The organism is Xanthomonas sacchari, assembly GCF_040529065.1.
In the GTDB taxonomy this organism is placed as follows: domain Bacteria; phylum Pseudomonadota; class Gammaproteobacteria; order Xanthomonadales; family Xanthomonadaceae; genus Xanthomonas_A; species Xanthomonas_A sacchari.
Genome location: NZ_CP132343.1, coordinates 3,279,372 through 3,299,912, shown reverse-complemented (window position 1 = coordinate 3,299,912; position 20,541 = coordinate 3,279,372). Strand labels below are relative to the sequence as shown.

Genomic DNA, 20,541 nt, shown 5'->3' with positions numbered 1-20,541 from the left:
GGTCCTTGCATTGAAATCGTCAGCCCAGCGCGTCCAGCGGTCGCACGAAGTCCTGGCCCAGGGCCTGCGCCACCGCGCGGTGGGTGAGCTTGCCGGCGTGCACGTTGAGGCCGTTGCGCAGGTCCTGGTCGTCGCGCAGCGCCTGCAGCCCGTGTTCGGCCAGCAGCAGCACGAACGGCAGGGTGGCGTTGGTCAGGGCGAAGGTGGAGGTGCGGGCGACGCCGCCGGGCATGTTGGCCACGCAGTAATGCACGATGCCGTCGACCTCGTAGGTCGGCTGCTGGTGCGTGGTCGGGTGGCTGGTCTCGAAGCAGCCGCCCTGGTCGATCGCCACGTCCACCAGCACCGAGCCGGGCCGCAGCAGCGCCAGTTGGTCGCGCGACACCAGCTTGGGTGCGGCGGCGCCGGGGATCAGCACCGCGCCGATCACCAGGTCGGTGTGCGGCAGGCACTGCTCGATCGCATCGCGGGTGGAGTACAGCGTGGTCAATTGCTGGCCGTAGAGTTCGTCCAGATATTTGAGCCGCTCCAGCGAGCGGTCCAGCACGGTCACCCGCGCGTGCAGGCCCATCGCCATGCGCGCGGCGTTGATGCCGACCACGCCACCGCCGATCACCAGCACCTGCGCCGGCTTGACCCCGGGCACGCCGCCGAGCAGCACGCCGGATCCGCCCTGCGCCTTCTCCAGCGCATGCGCACCGGCCTGGATCGCCATGCGCCCGGCCACCTCGCTCATCGGCGCCAGCAGCGGCAGGCCGCCGTGGCCGTCGGTGACGGTCTCGTAGGCGATGGCGGTGCAGCCGGAGCGCTGCAGCGCCGCGGCCTGCTGCGGATCCGGCGCCAGGTGCAGATAGGTGAACAGCAATTGCCCGGGGCGCAGCATCGCGCATTCCTCCGGCTGCGGTTCCTTGACCTTGACGATCATCTCGGCCTGCGCGAACACGCTGGCCGCATCCTCGGCAATGCGTGCGCCGGCGCGTTCGTATTCGGCGTCGGTGAGGCCGATGGCCTGGCCGCCACCGCGCTGCACCAGCACCTGGTGGCCGTGCAGCACCAGTTCGCGCACCCCGGACGGGGTCAGCCCGATCCGGTATTCGTGGTTCTTGATCTCTTTCGGAACGCCGACCAGCATGAGAGGTTCTCCAGGCAGACGCGGCGCGTGGGGAGCGCGGGCGGTGGGTTGGGTGGGGATGGGTCAGGGCGTGCTGCGGATCATGTCCGCCAGCACCGCGAAGATGCGCTCGATGTGCACGGGCTCGACGATCAGCGGCGGCGACAGTGCGATGGTGTCGCCGGTGACGCGGATCAGCAGGTCGCCTTCGTGGAAGCAGCGCTCGAAGATCTCGTAGGCACGCGCGCCGGGCGCGCCCTTGCGCGGCGCCAGTTCGATCGCGCCGATCAGGCCGAAGTTGCGGATGTCGATGACGTGCGGCAGATCGCGCAGCCGGTGGATGGCTTCCTCCCACACCGGGCCCAGTTCGATCGCCTTGTCGAACAACTGCTCCTCGGCATAGGTGTCCAGCGTCGCCAGCGCGGCGGCGCAGGCCAGCGGATGGCCGGAGTAGGTGTAGCCGTGGAACAGGTCGATGGCGTTGGCCGGGCCGTGCGCGAACGCCTCGTGGATGGCGTGGGACACGAACACCGCGCCCATCGGCACGCAGCCGTTGGTCAGGCCCTTGGCGGTCGTCATCATGTCCGGGGTCACCCCGAAGCGCTGCGCGGCGAAGGCGTGGCCGACGCGGCCGTAGCCGGTGATGACCTCGTCGAAGATCAGCAGGATGCCGTGCTTGTCGCACAGTTCGCGGATGCGCTGCAGGTAGCCGTGCGGCGGCAGCACCACCCCGGCCGAGCCGGAGATCGGCTCGATGATCACCGCGGCGATGGTGGAGGCGTCGTGCAGCGTCACCAGTCGCTCCAGGTCCTCGGCCAGTTCCGCGCCATGCGTCGGAAGGCCGCGCGAGAACGCGTTGCGCTCCAGGTCGAGCGTGTGCCGCAGATGGTCCACGCCCGGCAGCAGCGGACCGAACGCCTTGCGGTTGTTCGGCAGGCCGCCGACCGAAATGCCGCCGAAGCCGACCCCGTGGTAGCCCTTCTCGCGGCCGATGAAGCGGGTGCGCTGGCCCTCGCCGCGGGCGCGGTGGTAGGCGAGTGCGATCTTCAGTGCGGTATCCACCGACTCGGAGCCGGAGTTGGTGTAGAACACGTGGTCCAGGCCGGGCGGCGCCAGTGCCACCAGGCGTTCGGCGAGCACGAACGGCAGTGGCGAGCCCATCTGGAAGGTGGGCGCGAAATCCAGCGTGGCGATCTGCCGCGCCACTGCCTCGACGATGCGCGGCCGCGCGTGGCCGGCGTTGCAGCACCACAGGCCGGCGGTGCCGTCGAGGATCTGGCGCCCGTCCACGCTGCGGTAGTGCATGCCCTCGGCCGAGGCCAGCAGCCGCGGCCGCGCCTTGAACTGGCGGTTGGCGGTGAACGGCATCCAGAACGCCTCCAGCGTGTCCGGCTCGCGTGTGGCCTGCGCGGCGTAGTGGTCGGACAGCGCCTGGGACGAGAGGGGCGGCTGAGGGCGCATCGCAGGCTCCACGCGAGGGATGTTGAAAAAACTTTACACCATGCCGCTGTGCCGGGGGTGACCCGGCATGGCCCAGTTCGCGCGAGCGGTGCCGGCATTTCCTGGTTGCGCCGCAGCACGGGCGCGCTGCACGAAATTGACCGTCCGGGGCGGGTGTGTAAAGTATCCGGCAACACCGTCACCGGCGTTCCCCCGCGATGGACATCGGCGCCCGCCTGCATCGGGTTCGTACCGCCCATGGCCTGAGCCAGCGCGAGCTGGCCAAGCGGGTGGGCGTGACCAACAGCACCATCTCGCTGATCGAGCAGAACAAGGTCAGCCCGTCGGTGAGCTCGCTGAAGAAGGTGCTGGACGGCATCCCGATCTCGCTGGCCGAATTCTTTACCCAGGACCTGGACCCGGGCGAGGCCGATGCGCCGTTCTACCGCGCCGACGAACTGCCCGATGTCGGCAGCGACGGCATCCATTACTACCTGGTCGGCCAGCATCGCCCGCAGCGACAGATGTGCATCCTGCGCGAGGTGATGCCACCGGGCAGCGACACCGGCAGCGCGATGCTGGTGCACGACGGCGAAGAGGGTGGGGTGGTGGTGGCCGGCGAGGTGGAGATCACCGTCGGCAGCCAGGTGCGGGTGCTGCGCGCCGGCGAGGGCTACTATTTCGAAAGCCGGGTGCCGCACCGGTTCCGCAACGTCGGCCGCGACACCGCGGTGCTGGTCAGCGCCAATACGCCGGCCACCTTCTGAATCGCATGCGCGCCGCGCCGCCGCCCGCCGTCGCGTCCTTCCGATCCTTCCGTCGCCGCAGGAGTTCCCGATGACCGCACCCCGCACCCGCGACGCCTGGCAGGCGCTGGCCGACACGCTGCGTCCGCGGACCCAGGCCTTCATCGACGGCCGCTACGTCGACGCCGCCAGCGGCAAGACCTTCGACTGCGTCAGCCCGATCGACGGGCGCCTGCTCGGCCACGTGGCCGAGGGCGAGGCCGCGGACATCGACCGCGCGGTGGCCGCGGCGCGGCGCAGTTTCGAGGCCGGGCACTGGTCGCAGGCCAAGCCGGCGCAGCGCAAGAAGACCCTGTTGGCGCTGGCCCAACTGGTCGAACGCCATGCCGACGAACTGGCGTTGCTGGAATCGCAGGATATGGGCAAGCCGGTGCGCGATGCGCGCGCGGTGGACCTGGCGGCGACGGTGCGCTGCCTGTCCTGGACCGCCGAAGCGGTGGACAAGCTCTACGGCGAAGTGGCGCCGACCGGACAGGACGAACTGGGCCTGATCACCCGCGAGCCGCTGGGCGTGGTCGGCGCGATCGTGCCGTGGAATTTCCCGTTGCTGATGGCGGCGTGGAAGATCGCCCCGGCGCTGGCCGCGGGCAACTCGGTGGTGCTCAAGCCGTCGGAGAAATCGCCGCTGAGCGCGCTGCGCCTGGCCGAGCTGGTCGCCGAGGCGGGCGTTCCCGACGGCGTGTTCAACGTGGTGCCCGGCTTCGGCAAGGGCGCCGGCGAGCCGCTGGCGCTGCACATGGACGTGGACGGGCTGGTGTTCACCGGCTCCACCGCGGTCGGCCGGCGCCTGCTGCAGTGCGCCGGGCTGTCGAACATGAAGCGCGCCTACATGGAATGCGGCGGCAAGAGCCCGAACCTGGTGTTCGCCGATGCGCCGGACCTGGAGCAGGCGGCGCAGGCGGCGGCTGCGGCGATCTTCTACAACCAGGGCGAGGTCTGCACCGCGGCCTCGCGGCTGCTGGTGGAGCGTTCGATCAAGGACGCCTTCGTCGAGCGCGTGGTCGCCGCCGGCCGCGCGCTGCAGCCGCGGCATCCGTTCGACGACGACGCGGCGATGGGCGCGCTGGTGGACGAGACCCAGACCCACCGCGTGCTCGACTACATCGCCCGCGGCAACGCCGAAGGCGCGCGCCTGCTGCTCGGCGGCAAGCGCGTGGAGGTGGTGCCCGGCGGCTGCTACGTGGAGCCGACCATCTTCGACGAGGTCGGCCACGAACACACCATCGCCCGCGAGGAGATCTTCGGCCCGGTGCTGTCGGTGATCGCCTTCGACGACGAGGCGCACGCCCTGCGCATGGCCAACGACAGCGACTACGGCCTGGCGGCGGGCGTGTGGACCCGCGACATCGGCCGCGCGCACCGTGTGGCGCGCAAGCTGCGCGCCGGCAGCGTGTGGGTCAACTACTGGGACGGCGGCGACATGACCGCCCCGTTCGGCGGCTACAAGCAATCGGGCAACGGCCGCGACAAGTCGCTGCATGCCTTCGACAAGTACACGGAAATGAAGGCGACCTGGATCAATCTGGGTGAGTAGCCAGGAGCGGGGATTGGGGATTGGGGATTCGGGATTGGTGAAAGCGGAGCTGCGGCTGTGGATGTCGTAGGAGCGGCTTCGGCCGCGATGGGCGTTCCAGGTAATGCTCATCGCGGCTGAAGCCGCTCCTACGGAACAGGTGGTGTTCTAGAGCGCGGCGCAGCCCCTCATCCCCAATCCCGGCTCCCGCTCCACCCGGCACGCAAAACAGCCTTGCCGCGCATGATGCAGGTGCAGGTAGCGCACCTGCGGGTCGGCGAAGGCGCAGGCGATCGCGGTGGCGATGCGCTCGCCGGGCTGCACGTCGGCGGCGATCAGCATGTCGTCGGCGTCGTAGGCGCGCAGCGAGATCAGGCGGCGGACGATGGCATCGGGCACCTCGCCCGGCGCCGGCGTGGCGGTGGCGACGTCGCGGCGTACGTAGATCGGGCCGGCAGCGCGGTACGGCGTCTGCGCGGGCTGGTGCAGGTAGTGCAGCAACAGCAGTTCCTCGCCGGGCCGCGCATCCTCCAGGCTGATCCTGCACGGATAGCCGAGCGCGCTGTCGGCGCGCAGGCGCCGCGCGTGGCGCGCCTGCAGGTGCGCGTCGTCGAGGTCGAACAGGGGGGCGAACTGGGCGGCGGGCAGGCCGACGCAACGGAAGCTGGACATGGCGGCTCCGGAAACGGATGGAGCGCGCAGCGTGCCGTTCGCGGTGACCGCGTGCCGGCCGCATTCGGACGCGGCATTGGCCATGTGCGGTGTGCGGTGCGTCGTCGCCAGGGTCGGCGACACGCCACGCTGTCGCGGACGCGCCGACGCGCCGACGCGCCGACGGGACGGCGCGCCTTGCGGCTTCAGCGCGGAACGTAAGCGGCGAAATCGACCGGATGCCGCGGATCGGCCGACTGCACCTGGTCGCCGTCCTTGACCAGTGCCTCGGCGTCGGGCGCAGGATTCGGGTTCATCTCCCAGCGCTGCTGGATGCGCTTGTGGAACAGCCACTGCTTGCGCTGCGCGTCGTAGCGAAAGGTGATGAAGTCGGTCCAGTGCTGGCCGCAGGAGACCCCGTTCTGCACGGTGAAATAGCGGCCCTTGGCGGCGAACGGGTCCTCGCCATCGGTGAACGGGTCGCACTGGCCACCCTCGTCGCGCTTGAGGATCACCCGGTCGTTGCGCGCCGCCAGCCGGTAGTGGCCATCGCCCTGCTGCACGAAGATCAGCAACGGTCGGGCCGGCGCCGGATCGCGTTGCGCCTCGCCGCGCTGCTGCAGCGCGAGCAGGTAGTCGGCGCGGCCGTCGCCATCGAGATCGGCCTGCAACTGCGCCAATGGCTGGTAGCCGGCCGGCACCTGGCGCAGCACGTCGGCGGGGAGGTCGGCGGCATGGGCGAGATGGCTGCCGAGCAGCAGGGTGGCGGCGACGCCGAGGCGGGACAGGACGGGCATGGATATTTCGCAGGCGAAAGGGGGCGCAAGCCTAACCGACCGGCTTGCAGGAGCGGAATCACGCATCGGCCGGCGTCCTGTGCGCTGGTGGATCGTGGGGCACGCGTCAACCCTCGTGCGCCAGCGCACGGCGGGCGTGTGCTGGCGGGCGCGGCGGCGCTGCGCGTTTTGTAATACCCTCGGTCCGTCCGGTCGCCCGTTCTGGCGCCGTTCAGCAAGCGGTAGGGTGGAGATGCCGCAGGCGCTCCACCGCAACCAGGGGCCACGTCTCGGAGGAAACAACTGCATGAATGAACCGCACCGCATCGTTGGCTCCGTGCCGGCCGATCACGCCGGCCTGCTCTCGAAGGAACGCATCGTCGCCCAGCCCGGATTCAACCGCTGGCTGGTGCCGCCGGCGGCGCTGGCCATCCATCTGTGCATCGGCATGGCCTACGGCTTCAGTGTGTTCTGGTTGCCGCTGTCCAAGGCGCTGGGCGTCACCGCGGCGGTGGCCTGTCCGCCCGACATGGGCTTCCTGGCGCGCATCGTCTCGGCCAGTTGCGACTGGAAGATCAGCGAGCTGCAGTGGATGTACACGCTGTTCTTCGTGTTGCTGGGCTGCTCGGCGGCGCTGTGGGGCGGCTGGCTGGAACGCGCCGGCCCGCGCAAGGCCGGCGTGGTCGCGGCGCTGTGCTGGTGCGGCGGCCTGGTGATCTCGGCGCTGGGCATCCACCTGCATCAGATCTGGCTGCTGTGGCTGGGTTCGGGCGTGATCGGCGGCATCGGCCTGGGGCTGGGCTATATCTCGCCGGTGTCCACGCTGATCAAATGGTTCCCGGACCGCCGCGGCATGGCCACCGGCATGGCGATCATGGGCTTCGGCGGCGGCGCGATGATCGGCAGCCCGCTGGCCGACGCGTTGATGCGGCATTTCGCCGGCCCCGACTCGGTGGGCGTGAAGGAAACCTTTCTGGTCATGGCCGGGCTGTACTTCGTGTTCATGATGGCCGGCGCGTTCGGCTACCGGGTGCCGCCGAGCGGCTGGACCCCGGCCGGCTGGACCGCACCGACTGCCAGCGCCAATGCCATGATCACCGCCCACCACGTGCACGTGCGCAAGGTCTGGGGCATTCCGCAGTTCTGGCTGCTGTGGGGCGTGCTGTGCCTGAACGTGTCGGCCGGCATCGGCGTGATCGGCATGGCCTCGCCGATGCTGCAGGAAGTGTTCGGCGGCCGCCTGATCGGCGTCGATGCCGGTTTCGCCAGCCTCGACACCACGCAGTTGGCGGCCATCGCCGCCATCGCCGCCGGGTTCACCGGCCTGCTGAGCCTGTTCAACATCGGCGGGCGCTTCTTCTGGGCCAGCATGTCCGACAAGCTCGGCCGCAAGCACACCTACACGGTGTTCTTCGTGCTCGGCATCGCCCTGTACGCGGCCGCGCCGTGGGCCGGCAAGGTCGGCGGCAGTGCGTTGTTCGTCGGCATCTTCTGCGTGATCGTGTCGATGTACGGCGGCGGCTTCGCCACCATTCCGGCCTACCTGGCCGACCTGTTCGGCACGCAGATGGTCGGCGCCATCCATGGCCGCCTGCTGACCGCCTGGGCCACCGCCGGCATCCTCGGCCCGGTGGTGGTGGGTTACATGCGCGAGTACCAGTTGGGCATGGGCGTGCCGCCGTCACAGGTGTACAACACCACCATGTACATCCTTGCCGGGATGCTGGTGCTGGGCCTGATCTGCAACCTGCTGGTACGGCCGGTCGCGGCCAGGCACTTCATGACGCCGGAGGAACTGGCGGCGGAGAAGCGGCTGGCGCACGAGCGGGTCGGCGGCAGCGGCCAGACGGCGCCGGACGCGGCGCAGCTGGCGCAGGTCGGCCGCGGCGGCAACCCGTTGTGGCTGGTGCTGGCCTGGCTGGCGGTCGGGGTGCCAATGCTGTGGGGCATCTGGGTCACCCTGCAGAAGGCGTTCGTGCTGTTCCACTGAGTCCGGAGGGTCGCGATGTATTCGGGTGCGTCATCCAGGCCAGGTGCGGTCGCGCGCGGCGTGCGTCGCCACCGCGACGGGCGCACGGCCGTCGCCCAGGACCTGGTCGCGGCCGAGGTGCCGGTGGCGTTCGCCTACAACGACACGCCGTTCGTGGTGATGATGGCCACGCCGGAAGACCTGGAGGATTTCGCGCTGGGCTTCTCGCTCAGCGAGGGCATCGTCGCGACGCCGGCGCAGTTGCGCATCGAGGCGGTGGAGACGTATCTGGAAGGCGTGTCGCTGCGCCTGCGGATCCCGCCGGCCCAGGCCGCCGCGCTGCAGGCGCGGCGCCGCAACCTGGAGGGGCGCAGCGGCTGCGGGGTGTGCGGCAGCGAGTCGCTGGAGGCGGTGCTGCGCACGCCGCGTGCGGTGCCGGCCGGCGTGCCGATCGCGGCCGAGGCGCTGGCCCGGGCGCTGCGCGACCTGCGCGCGCGGCAGACGCTCAACGCGCTCACCGGCGCGACCCATGCCGCGGCCTGGGCCGATGCGCAGGGCGAGCTGCAGTTGATCCGCGAGGACGTCGGCCGCCACAACGCGCTGGACAAGCTGATCGGCGCGCTGGCCGGCGCCGGCCTCGACCCGGGCGCCGGCTTCGCGGTGGTCACCAGCCGTGCCAGCTACGAAATGGCGATGAAGGCCACCCAGGCCGGCATCCCGCTGCTGGCCGCCATTTCCGCACCCACCGCGCTGGCCATCGCGCTCGCCGACAACGCCGGCCTGACCCTGATCGGCTTCGCCCGCGATCACGATTACGTCGTCTACAGCCATCCGCAGCGCCTAGCGCAGACCGAACCCGCCGGAGAGCCCGCATGAGCAAGAAGACCATCCAGCCCTACACGCAACCGGCTGGCGGTTGGGGCGCGTTGCGCGCCGTGGCCAAACACCTGATGGAGCAGGACGTGGCGGTGCAGGGCGCCAAGACCCTGCTGCACGCCAACCAGCCCGACGGCTTCGACTGCCCCGGCTGCGCCTGGCCCGACCGCGACCACACCTCGACCTTCGAGTTCTGCGAGAACGGCGCCAAGGCGGTGGCGGCCGAATCCACCGCACGCCGCGCCACGCCCGAGCTGTTCGCCCAGCACAGCGTGGCGCAACTGGCCCGCTACAGCGACTACTGGCTGGAAGGGCAGGGCCGGCTGACCCAGCCGCTGCGCTACGACGTCGAAACCGATCACTACGTGCCGATCGACTGGGACGCGGCGTTCGCGCTGATCGCCCGGCATCTCAATGGCCTGGCCTCGCCGGACGAGGCGATCTTCTACACCTCCGGCCGCACCAGCAACGAGGCCGCCTTTCTGTACCAGCTGTTCGTGCGCGAGTTCGGCACCAACAACTTCCCGGACTGCTCCAACATGTGCCACGAGCCGTCCGGCACCGCGCTCAAGGCGCAGATCGGGGTCGGCAAGGGCACCGTGTCGCTGCAGGATTTCGAGCTGGCCGATGCGATCTTCATCTTCGGCCAGAACCCCGGCACCAACCATCCGCGCATGCTCGGCGAACTGCGCCAGGCGGCCAAGCGCGGCGCGGCGATCGTCTCGTTCAATCCGCTGCGCGAACGCGGCCTGGAGAAGTTCGCCGATCCGCAGGACAAGCTGCAGATGCTGCACAACGGCTCCACGCGCATCTCCTCGGACTACTTCCAGCTCAAGATCGGCGGCGACCTGGCGGCGGTAAAGGGCATCATCAAGCACGTGCTGGAGCGCGACGCCGAGGCGGCCCGCGGCGGCCAGCCGCGGCTGCTGGACCTGGAGTTCATCGCGCGCCACACCGTCGGCTTCGAGGACTTCGCCGCCGAGGTCGCGGCCGAGCCGTGGGACACCATCGTCGAGGAGTCCGGGCTGAGCGAGGCCGCGCTGCGCAAGGCCGGCGAGATCTACCTCAAGGCCGAGCGGCTGATCGCCTGCTGGGGCATGGGCATCACCCAGCACAAGCATTCGGTGGCGACCATCCAGATGATCGCCAACCTGCTCCTGCTGCGCGGCCATCTGGGCCGTCCCGGCGCCGGCGCCTGCCCGGTGCGCGGCCACAGCAACGTGCAGGGCGACCGTACCATGATGATCTACGAGAAGCCGCCGGAGGCGTTCCTGGACCGGCTGCAGGCGGTGTTCGGCTTCGCCCCGCCGCGCGCGCCCGGCTACGACACCGTGGGCGCGATCGAGGCGATGGCCGACGGTCGCGCCAAGGTGTTCTTCGCCATGGGCGGCAACTTCGCCACCGCCACGCCCGATACCGACGCCACCCACCGCGCGCTGCGCCGCTGCGAACTCACCGTGCACGTCACCACCAAGCTCAACCGCAGCCATCTGGTGCACGGCCGCGACGCGCTGATCCTGCCGTGTCTGGGCCGTACCGAGATCGACATCCAGGAGGGCGGGCCGCAGCACGTCAGCGTCGAGGATTCGATGAGCATGGTGCACCTGTCCGGCGGCATCAATCCGCCGGCCTCGCCGCACCTGCTGTCCGAGCCGGCGATCGTGGCGGGCCTGGCCGAGGCCACGCTCGGCGCGCGCAGTGCGGTGCGCTGGCGCTGGCTGGTGGCCGACTACGATCGCATCCGCGACCTGATCGGACAGATGTTCGACGACTTCGCCGACTTCAATGCGCGGGTGCGGGTGCCGGGCGGCTTCCGCCTGTCCAACGGCGCGCGCGATCGCGTGTGGGACACGCCCGAAGGCCGCGCGGTGTTCAAGGTACATGCGGTGCCCACCGATAACCCGATCCACCGCGCGCGCCGTCAGCATCCCGGGCAACTGGTGTTCACCCTGGCCACCACGCGCTCGCACGATCAGTACAACACCACGATCTACGGCCTGGACGACCGCTACCGCGGCGTGTTCGGCGAGCGCCGGGTGCTGTTCATCAACGCCGCCGACATCGCCGACCTGGGCATGCGCGCCGGCGACTGGGTGGACCTGCACAGCCTGTGCGAGGACGGCGTGCCGCGCCAGGCCAAGCGCTTCATGCTGGTCGAGTACAACATCCCGCGCGGCTGCCTGGCGGCGTATTACCCCGAAACCAATGCGCTGGTGCCCCTGTCCAGCTTCGCCGACGAGGCGCGCACGCCGACCTCCAAGTCGATTCCGGTGGTGGTCACTGCGCATCTGGCCGACGCCGCCGCAGCGGCCCCGCGCGACATCGGAGTCGCGCTTGTCCGCTGATCCACTGCTGACCGCGCGCCTGCTGCACCTGCTGGCCGAGGCGCCGGAGGGCATGGCACTGGCGCGCGTGTGCAAGCGCCTGGACGTGCGCATGAGCGTGCTGTTGCGCACCCTGGCCTGGCTCGGCGATGCCGAACTGGCCGGGCAGGCGGGACCGGGTTGGGTGCGGGTGGAGCGGGCGGGCGAGCGCGAGCTGGCGGTGCTGACCGCTGCCGGTCGGGCGGCGGCACAGACGCTGCATGCGGAGGTTGGGCACGACTGAATCTGCAGGCGCGCGCCGTCTCTGCCTCGCCCTGCGGCGTCGACAGACAGCGCTGCCCGGCGAGCTGCTGGCGTCGCGCCACGCCCCGCAAGCGCGCGATGTGGCCTGTGATGTTCACCACAGCATGCGCGAAAAGCCCTTGGTTTCTCGCATTTCGGCCGGCATTCGCGCCTGCTGACGGTCAAGTTCGCCCGGCCCACGCCGATCACGCCAGCAACGACTGCAGCTTCCGCGACATGCCGGGCGGAAGGCACGTCGGGCGTCGGTCACGCTGCCGCGGGCAGCCGCCGATGCCGCACCGGGGACACGCATGGCGAAGCGGCGCATCACGCGCTGGCCGTTCTATTGGGCGGGCAGCGTCCTGTTGTTGGGAATGGCGGCGACGGCGATCGTCGCCATGCAACTGCATCGGGCCAATGCGCGCCACGTGCATGTGCGACTCGCCGCGGATGCGCGCGCCACCTTCGACGAGATCGAGGAAGTGCTGTACCGCTACCAGTACGGCTTGCGCGGGATGCGCGGCGTGGTGCTGACCGCCGGCGATGGGTTGAGCCAGGCGCAGGTACAACGCTATACGCGCAGTCGCGACTTGCGCAAGGAGTTTCCGGGCGCGCGCGGCTTCGGCTTCATCCGCCGCGTCGCCGAGGCCGGGCAGGACGCCTTCGTCGCCGCTGCGCGCGCGGAAGGACGGCCGGGCTTCGACATCCGCCAACTGGCGCCGCACGCTGGCGACCGCTTTGTCATCGAATACATTGAGCCGCTGGCGGACAATGCCGCCGCGGTCGGCCTGGACATCGCCTCGGAGTCCGCCCGCCGCACCGCCGCGCAGGCGGCCGCGGACAGCGGTGCGCCGCGGCTGACCGCGCCGATCACCCTGGTGCAGGCCGGCGCGCAGCGTGCGCAGTCGTTCCTGATGCTGCTGCCGGTGTACCGCGATGGCGCGACGCCCGCCGCGCCGGCGCAACGCCAGCGCGAGCTGCTTGGCTGGACCTATGCGCCGCTGCTGATGTCGCAGGTGATGCAGGCTCTGCATCCGGATCCGCACTGGTCGGGGCTGGCATTGCGCGACCTCGATGCCGCCGATGCGGGCACCTTCTATGCCAGTGCGGCGCAGCCGACCGACGCGCCGGCGCCCGTTGTGGCGTTGCAGCGAGAGGTCATGGGGCGGCGCTGGCAGTTGCGCGTGACCGCGGGGCCGGCATTCCTGGCGGCCAACACGCCGTGGTCGCTGCGCACGGCGCTGTCGCTGGGCGCCGTGCTGAGCGTGCTGGCGTCGGCGCTGGCGTTCGCGCTGTGTAGCGATCGCGTGCGTCGCCGGCAGATCGCCCGCGACCAGGCGAACCTGGTCGCGGTCGTGCAGAGCTCCGCCGACGGCATCATCGGCAAGACGCTTGAGGGCGTGGTCACCAGTTGGAACCGCGCCGCCGAGCAACTGTTCGGCTTCAGCGAGGCCGAGGCGATAGGGCGGCGGCTGGGCGAGCTGATCGTGCCGCCGGACCTGATGCACGAGGAAGAATCGGTGCTGCGGCGGATCGGACGTGGCGAGGAGGTGCCGTATTTCGAAACCGTGCGCCGGCATGCCGACGGACGCCTGCTGGACGTGCTGGTCAGCGTATCGCCGATCTACAACGCCGAAGGCCGGCCGATCGGCGCGTCCAAGACGGTGCGCGACATCTCCGAGCAAAAGGCCGCGCGGGCGCAGATCCTGGCCTTGAACGCGACCCTGGAAAGCCAGGTGGCGGCGCGGACCGCCGAGTTGAGCCGCAGCACCGCGATGCTCGAAGGCGTGCTGAGCGCCGCCTCGGAAGTGTCGATCATCGCCACCGACCGCGACGGCACCATCACCCTGTTCAACACCGGCGCCGAGCGCCTGCTTGGTTACCGCCGCGAGGAGGTGGTCGGCACGCTGACGCCCGGCGCGTTCCACCTGGCCGAGGAGGTGGCCGCCCGCGGCGCGATGCTGGCCGCCGAGCTGGGGCATCCGGTGCAAGGTTTCCGTGTGTTCGTGGAAAAGGCCGAGCGCGATGGTGCCGAGATCCGCGAGTGGACGTATGTGCGCCGCGACGGCACGACCCGCCAGGTGAGCCTGGTGGTGACGGCGATCCGCACCGGGCAGGGCGAACTCTCCGGTTACCTGGGCATCGCCCTGGACATCAGCGAACGGCAGGCGGCCGAGCGCTCGCTGGCGCGCAGCATGGCCCTGACCCAGGCGATCCTGGACACCGCGGTCAACCCCATCATCACCTTCGACGCGCGCGGCAAGGTGCGCTCGGTCAATCGCGCTGGCGAACGCGTGTTCGGCTATGGCGCCGACGAACTGGTCGGCGAGGACGTCAGCCGGCTGATGCCCGAGGCGGCGTCCAGCCTGCACGCGGCGATGGCGGCCGACGTGCCGCCGACGGGCGCGTGGCCGGAGCGCGTCGACAGCGCCCGCGAACTGCAGGCGCTGCGCAAGAACGGCGATGCGTTCGCGATCGAGATCAGCCTCGGTTCGATGTGGATCGACGGCGAATGCCTGCTGGTCGGCGTCATCGCCGACATCACCGACCGGCATCGCCAGCGCCAGGCGCTGACCCGCGCGCACGACCAACTGGCGATGGCGGCCGACACCGCCGAACTCGGCATCTGGACCTGGACCCCGGGCGACGACGCGCTGGAATGCAACGAGCGCATGTACGAGCTGTACGAGTGGCCTGCAGCGCTGCGCGAACGCGGCCTGCGCTATGCCGACTGGCGGGTGAAGGTGCATCCCGACGACCTCGCGATGACCGAGGCCAGCCTGCAATCGGCGGTGGCGCACGGGACGGTCTACGACCCGGTGTTCCGCGTGCGGCGCAGCGACGGCGGCCTGCGGCATATCCAGGCCGGCGCGCACACCGAACGCGATGCGCAGGGCCGGGTCACTCGGGTCATCGGCATCAACCGCGACATCAGCGCGCAACTGCAGGCCGAGCAGGAACTGCGCCAGGCCAAGGCGCGCGCCGACGAGGCCAGCCAGGCCAAGTCCTCATTCCTGGCCAACATGAGCCACGAGATCCGCACGCCGATGAACGCGGTGCTGGGCATGCTGCAGCTGCTGCAGCGCACCGCGCTGGACGCACGCCAGGACGATTACGTGGGCAAGGCGCAGAAGGCCGGCAAGTCGCTGCTGAGCCTGCTCAACGACATCCTCGACTACTCCAAGATCGAGGCCGGCAAGCTGCAGCTGGACCTGCATCCGTTCCGCATCGAGGAACTGCTGCGCGACCTGGCGGTGGTGCTGGCGGGCAATCACCAGCGGCCGGAAGTGGAGATCGTCTACCAGCTCGATCGCGGCATCCCCGACCGGGTGATCGGCGACGCGCTGCGCCTGCAGCAGGTGCTGATCAACCTGGCCGGCAACGCGCTCAAGTTCACCGAGCACGGGCATGTGCGCTTGCGCGTGGAACTGCTGCAACGGCAGGCGCAGGCGGTGACCCTGCGGATGATCGTGGAGGACACCGGCATCGGCATCAGCGCCGAGCAGCAGCAGCGCATCTTCCACAGCTTCACCCAGGCCGAGGCCTCGATCAGCCGCCGCTTCGGCGGTAGCGGCCTGGGCCTGGTGATCAGCCGGCGCCTGATCGGCATGATGGGCGGCGAGCTGCAGGTGCACAGCGTGCTCGGCGAGGGCAGCCGGTTCTGGTTCGACCTGCCGCTGGCGCTGGACGCGAACGCCGAGGCGGGTACTGGATGCGGCTGCGCGCGCCCGCGGCATGTGCTCGTCGTCGATGACAGCGCGCTGGTGCGCGAGGTGCTGATCGATGCGTTGGGCGCATGCGGCTGGCGGGTGGACGGCGTCGCCAGCGGCGAGGAGGCCGTGGCGCTTGCGCTCGCGGCGGAGCGCAAGGGCGCACGCTACGACGCCGTGTTGATGGACTGGCGCCTGCCCGGCATCGACGGCGTCACCGCGGCGGCGCAACTGCGCGCGATGTGCGCCGTGCCGCCGCTAGTGCTGATGCTGACCGCCTACCAGAGCGAACTGCTGGGCCAGACGCAGGGCCACGTGTCGCCGCCGTTCGCCGATCACCTGGTCAAGCCGGTGACGCCGTGCCAGGTGATCGAAGCGCTGGAGCGGGCCTGGAACGGCGGCGCCAGGATCGCCGCGCCAGCGACGGTGCCGCAGCGTGTGGCGCGCCTGCCCGGGCTGCGCGTGCTGGTGGTCGAGGACAATGCGCTGAACCGGCAGGTGGCCGAGGAACTGCTGTGCGCGGAGGGCGCGCAGGTGGCGCTGGCCGAGGACGGCCTGTCCGGTGTGCAGTGCGTGCGCGAGAGCGGCCAGGTCTTCGACGTGGTGGTGATGGACATGCAGATGCCGCGCGTGGACGGCCTGGAGGCGACCCGGCGCATCCGCGCCGACGCGCGTTTCGCGCGGTTGCCGATCCTGGCGATGACCGCCAACGCCGCGCAGGACGACGTCGACGCCTGCCTAGCGGCGGGCATGGACGCGCATATCGGCAAGCCGATCGATCTGGAACAGATGGTGGAAGCACTGCTGCGCCTGAGTGGACGTGCCGCTGCGCCGGCAGCGCCGGCCCCGCAGCCGGCGCCGCCTGCACCGGCGGCGCTCGATGCGATCCTGGCCCGGTTCGGCAACAACGCCGGCCTGTTCGTGCGCATGCTCGACGCTTTCGCCGAAGAGCACCACACGCTGCTGCAGCGGGTCGACGAGGCGTTGCGGCAGGGCGATGCCCGTGCCAGCGCCGATGCCGCACATGCCTTGAAAGGCAGCGCGGCGACGCTGGGTGCCGCCAACCTGGCGCAGGCCGCCGCCGCGTTGGAGCAGGATGCACGCGGCGGGCAGCTGCCCGACGCGGCGGCGACCTTGGCGGCGCTGCATGCGGTGGCCGCACAGGATCTGGACGCGCTGCGCGCCGCGGCCGCGCCGCTGCGCACGCCCACGCCCACGCCGCCTGCCGCGACGGACGCCATGAGCGAAGCGCCCCTGCAGCCGTGGTTGCGTGCGCTGGAACCGCTGCTGCGTCAGTCCGACCTGGCCGCGTTGACCCTGCTGGCCCAGGCACCGCCGGCCATCGCCGGTGCCCAGGCCGGCGACGCGCTGCGGCTGCGCGAGCAGGTGCAGGCGCTGCGTTTCGACGACGCCCTCGTCACCCTGAACACCCTGTTGGAGACCGCTTCCCCATGAGCGATTTCGCTGCCTACCGACGCCTCGCCCCGCAGGGACGGCGCCCGCGTGTGCTGATCGTGGACGACCAGCCGATCAACATCCACGCGCTGCACGAACTGCTGCGCGACGCCTGCGAGGTCAGCATGGCGCTGGATGGCGCGCGTGCCCTGGCCTTGTGCCAGCAGCAGCCGCCGGACCTGGTGCTGCTGGACGTGATGATGCCGGAACTGGACGGCCTGCAGGTCTGCCGCCGGCTCAAGGCCGACCCGGTGACGGCGGACATTCCGGTGGTGTTCGTCACCGGGCAGGATGCGCCGGAGGACGAGGTCGCCGCGCTGGAGGCCGGGGGCGCCGATTTCATCAGCAAGCCGGTGCAGCCGGTGGTGGTGCGGGCGCGGGTGCAGAACCATCTGATCATGAAGCTGCAGAGCGACCTGTTGCGCGAGGTCGCGCTGCTGGATGGGCTGACCGAGGTGGCCAATCGCCGCCGGTTCGACGAGGCCCTGGGCACGCACTGGCAGGCCTGCCTGCGCGAAGGCAAGCCCTGCGGCGTGCTGATGATCGACGTGGACTACTTCAAGCGCTACAACGACCACTACGGCCATCAACTCGGCGACGGCTGCCTGCGCGCCGTCGCCCAGGCGCTGGCCGGCTGCGTTTTGCGCCCGCACGATCTGCTGGCCCGCTACGGCGGCGAGGAATTCGTGGCGCTGCTGCCGGGCAGCGAGGCCGAGGGCGTGCGCGAGGTGGCGCAGCGCATGCTGCACGGGGTGGAAGCATTGCAACTGGCGCATGCGGCCTCGCCGCTGGGGCCATGCGTGAGCATCAGCCTGGGCGGTGCGGTGGCGCTGCCCCAGGCCGAGACCAGCGCCGCACAGTTGCTGGCGCAGGCCGATGCACAGCTGTATCTGGCCAAGCAGGGCGGACGCGCGCGGGCCAGCGTGGCGTGAGGCGCCTCGCTGGCGATCGTTGCCGGCGCAACCAAGCGCGTCGCAGCTTCGCCGATCTGCCAGAATCGGCCGATTGCCTGTCGATGTCGCCTCCATGACCGTTGCCGCGTCTCCCGTTCCGCCCGTCAATTCGCCGCGTCGCGTGCTGCTGGCCAGCCTGGTCGGCACCACCATCGAGTTCTTCGACTTCTACATCTACGCCACCGCCGCGGTGCTGGTGTTCCCCAAGCTGTTCTTCCCCGAAGGCGATGCCGATGCGGCGCAGCTGCAGTCGCTGGCGACCTTCGCCGTGGCCTTCGTCGCGCGGCCGCTGGGGTCGGCGCTGTTCGGCCATTTCGGCGACCGGGTCGGGCGCAAGGCCACCCTGGTGGCGGCGCTGCTGACCATGGGCCTGTCCACCGTGCTGATCGGCCTGCTGCCCAGTTACGGGCGCATCGGCCTGTGGGCGCCGGCGCTGCTGGTGCTGTGCCGCTTCGGCCAGGGCCTGGGCCTGGGCGGCGAGTGGGGCGGGGCGGTGCTGCTGGCCACCGAGAACGCGCCCCCGGGCAAGCGCGCCTGGTACGGCATGTTCCCGCAGTTGGGCGCGCCGCTCGGCTTCCTGCTGTGTTCGGGCATCTTCCTGCTGCTGGGCGCGCTGCTGGACGAGGCGCAGTTCCTGCACTGGGGCTGGCGCATCCCGTTCGTCGCCAGCGCCCTGTTGGTGATCACCGGGCTGTGGGTGCGCCTGCGCATCCACGAGACCCCGGACTTCCAGCGCGCCCTGGACCGCAACGAGCGCGTGCGCCTGCCGATGCAGACGGTGCTGTCGCAGCATGTCGGCGCGACGCTGCTGGGCACGTTCGCGGTGCTGGCGACCTTCGTGCTGTTCTACCTGATGACGGTGTTCGCGCTGGGCTACGGCACCGCTACGCTGCACTACAGCCGCGAGCAGTTCCTGCTGCTGCAGATGGTCGGCATCCTGTTCTTCGCCGCCGGCATTCCCTTGTCGGCCTGGTATGGCGACCGCCGCGGCACGCGCCCGGCGATGCTGGTGGCCACCGTCGCGATCGTCGCGTTCGGGCTGCTGTTCGCGCCGCTGTTCCAGGCCGGGCAGCCCTGGCAGGTGCTGGGCTTCCTGGCGCTGGGCTTCTTCTTCATGGGCCTGACCTACGGCCCCTGCGGCACGCTGCTGGCCGAACTGTTTCCGGTGCCGGTGCGCTACACCGGCGCCTCGCTGGCGTTCAATCTGGCCGGCATCCTCGGTGCGGCGCCGGCGCCGTATGTCGCGGTGTGGCTGGCCAAGCAGTACGGCCTGCCCTGGGTGGGCTACTACCTCAGCGCGGCGGCGCTGCTGACCTTGCTGGCGCTGCTGGCGATCAGGCGGCCGCGTCGCTGAGCGCCGACTCCGGCGGCGGCGCGCATTCGACCCGGTTGCGGCCGCCGGCCTTGGCCAGGTAGAGATACTTGTCGGCCTCGGTCAGCAGCGGATGCAGGGTCTGGCGCTGCGGGCCGCTGCTGCTGACGCCGATGCTGATGGTCAGGCGCAGGGTCTGCGTGCCCACCGGGATCTTGAGGTCGGCGATGCGCGCGCGCAGGGTCTCGAAGTAGTCGGCGGCCGTGGTCGCGTCCAGGCCCGGCACCAGCATGCAGAATTCCTCGCCGCCGAAGCGCGCCACCATGTCCTGCGGGCGCGCGTGCGCGGCCAGGGTCGCGGCGACCGCGCGCAGCGCCTCGTCGCCGGCCTCGTGACCGCAGGTGTCGTTGATGTGCTTGAAGTGGTCGATGTCGAGCATCGCCACGCTGACCGGTTCCTGCCGCGCCAGCCACTGCGGCAGCGCGCGCTGGCTCTGTTCGAGGAAGTGCCGGCGGTTGGGCAGGCTGGTGAGGAAATCGCGCGTGGCCAGGTCCTGCAGCGTGCCGATCAGCTCCAGCTGGTCCACGTTCTGCGAGACCCGGCAGAAGAACTCCTCGCGCGAGAAGGGCTTGCGCAGGAAGTCGTTGGCGCCGTTCTTGAGGAAGCGCGGCACCAGCGAGGGGTCGTTGTTGCCGGACAGGCCGATCACCGCCAGCATGTCGCGTGCGCGCAAGGTGCGCAGCCGGCGGGTGAATTCCACGCCTTCCATGCCCGGCATCTCCTGGTCCACCACGGCCAGGCGGATCGACGGATTGGCCTCGATCGCGCGCAGCCCGGCGGCGCCGTCGGCGGCCTCGACCACGCGGTAGCCGTACATCTTCAGCAGCGAGGCGGCGTAGGCGCGCGCCGACGGCGAGTCGTCCACCACCAGCGCGGTGATGGCGCGGTTGCGCGCCAGCCGTTGCACCAGCCAGGCCAGGTAATCGATGCTGTCCGGCGCATTCTTCAGCACGAAGTCGATGATCTGCTGGGTCAGGATGCGCTTGCGCAGGCTTTCGTCGTAGACCCCGCTGACCACCACCGTGGGCAGGCCGCGCGCGACGAAGAAGTCCACCACGGCGTCGCGGTCGCCATCGGCCAGCACCAGCCCGGTCAGCGCCAGGAACCAGGAGCCGCCGTCGTCCAGCGCGGCGGCCGCCTCGGCCAGGGTGGAGACCACCACGACCGGCAGTTCGACCCGTTGCGCGATCGCCGCGCGCAGCAGGTCGGTGAAGGTTCGCGAGTTTTCCACCAGCAGGATGCGCTGCTGTGCGGGGCTGCCGTCGGGGGCGATCGGGGCGATCGACAACGGGTGCGACATGCG

General features: G+C 70.5%; 14 protein-coding genes. 9 read left to right on the top strand and 5 right to left on the bottom strand.

Translation table 11 applies throughout. The features are described from left to right. Positions 1-19: 19 nt before the first annotated feature. Complete coding sequence (gene ald, locus RAB71_RS13875; protein ID WP_010343948.1) at positions 20-1,132, bottom strand: alanine dehydrogenase; 1,113 nt, start codon at positions 1,130-1,132, stop codon at positions 20-22. A 63-nt stretch (positions 1,133-1,195) separates the two neighbouring features. After that, the gene (locus RAB71_RS13870; RefSeq protein WP_010343947.1) at positions 1,196-2,572 is read right to left on the bottom strand and encodes an aspartate aminotransferase family protein; all 1,377 of its coding nucleotides are present in this window, start codon (positions 2,570-2,572) and stop codon (positions 1,196-1,198) included. A 197-nt stretch (positions 2,573-2,769) separates the two neighbouring features. On the opposite strand from RAB71_RS13870, the gene RAB71_RS13865 reads away from it, so the two are divergent. Further along, entirely contained in the window at positions 2,770-3,318 is a 549-nt protein-coding gene (locus tag RAB71_RS13865; RefSeq protein WP_010343946.1) for a cupin domain-containing protein, read from the top strand. Positions 3,319-3,388: 70 nt separating this feature from the next. Then, a complete protein-coding gene (locus tag RAB71_RS13860; protein ID WP_010343944.1) occupies positions 3,389-4,891 on the top strand; it encodes an aldehyde dehydrogenase in 1,503 nt (500 codons plus the stop codon). A gap of 147 nt (positions 4,892-5,038) precedes the next feature. On the opposite strand, the gene RAB71_RS13855 is transcribed toward RAB71_RS13860, so the two are convergent. Together RAB71_RS13855 and RAB71_RS13850 are read right to left on the bottom strand one after the other, a co-directional pair. Beyond that, a complete protein-coding gene (locus RAB71_RS13855) occupies positions 5,039-5,542 on the bottom strand; it encodes a DUF1203 domain-containing protein (RefSeq protein ID WP_040902233.1) in 504 nt (167 codons plus the stop codon). Positions 5,543-5,727: 185 nt separating this feature from the next. Continuing rightward, a complete protein-coding gene (locus RAB71_RS13850; protein ID WP_010343942.1) occupies positions 5,728-6,318 on the bottom strand; it encodes a hypothetical protein in 591 nt (196 codons plus the stop codon). Positions 6,319-6,604: 286 nt separating this feature from the next. Here RAB71_RS13850 and RAB71_RS13845 point away from each other — a divergent pair, with 286 nt between their 5' ends. From RAB71_RS13845 to RAB71_RS13815, 7 genes are all read left to right on the top strand, one after another. Beyond that, entirely contained in the window at positions 6,605-8,287 is a 1,683-nt protein-coding gene (locus RAB71_RS13845) for an OFA family MFS transporter (RefSeq protein ID WP_010343941.1), read from the top strand. Between the two features lie 15 nt (positions 8,288-8,302). After that, the gene (fdhD, locus tag RAB71_RS13840) at positions 8,303-9,142 is read left to right on the top strand and encodes a formate dehydrogenase accessory sulfurtransferase FdhD (protein WP_029562233.1); all 840 of its coding nucleotides are present in this window, start codon (positions 8,303-8,305) and stop codon (positions 9,140-9,142) included. Further along, positions 9,139-11,487, top strand: a complete 2,349-nt coding sequence (locus RAB71_RS13835; protein ID WP_010343939.1) for an FdhF/YdeP family oxidoreductase — start codon at positions 9,139-9,141, stop codon at positions 11,485-11,487. Before fdhD ends, RAB71_RS13835 begins: the two co-directional genes overlap by 4 nt. Continuing rightward, positions 11,477-11,749, top strand: a complete 273-nt coding sequence (locus tag RAB71_RS13830; protein WP_010343938.1) for a hypothetical protein — start codon at positions 11,477-11,479, stop codon at positions 11,747-11,749. The genes RAB71_RS13835 and RAB71_RS13830 overlap by 11 nt, the downstream gene beginning before the upstream one ends. A 310-nt stretch (positions 11,750-12,059) precedes the next feature. Next, positions 12,060-16,913 (top strand): PAS domain S-box protein, encoded by a 4,854-nt coding sequence (locus tag RAB71_RS13825; protein ID WP_010343937.1) that lies wholly within the window; start codon positions 12,060-12,062, stop codon positions 16,911-16,913. Continuing rightward, positions 16,910-17,845, top strand: a complete 936-nt coding sequence (locus RAB71_RS13820) for a diguanylate cyclase domain-containing protein (protein ID WP_010343936.1) — start codon at positions 16,910-16,912, stop codon at positions 17,843-17,845. Before RAB71_RS13825 ends, RAB71_RS13820 begins: the two co-directional genes overlap by 4 nt. A gap of 94 nt (positions 17,846-17,939) precedes the next feature. Then, positions 17,940-19,220: an MFS transporter gene (locus tag RAB71_RS13815; protein WP_010343935.1), complete on the top strand. Its 1,281-nt coding sequence runs from the start codon at positions 17,940-17,942 to the stop codon at positions 19,218-19,220. Here RAB71_RS13815 and RAB71_RS13810 read toward each other — a convergent pair. Continuing rightward, a complete protein-coding gene (locus RAB71_RS13810) occupies positions 19,201-20,538 on the bottom strand; it encodes a diguanylate cyclase (RefSeq protein WP_010343934.1) in 1,338 nt (445 codons plus the stop codon). The genes RAB71_RS13815 and RAB71_RS13810 overlap by 20 nt on opposite strands. Between the last annotated feature and the right edge of the window lie 3 nt (positions 20,539-20,541).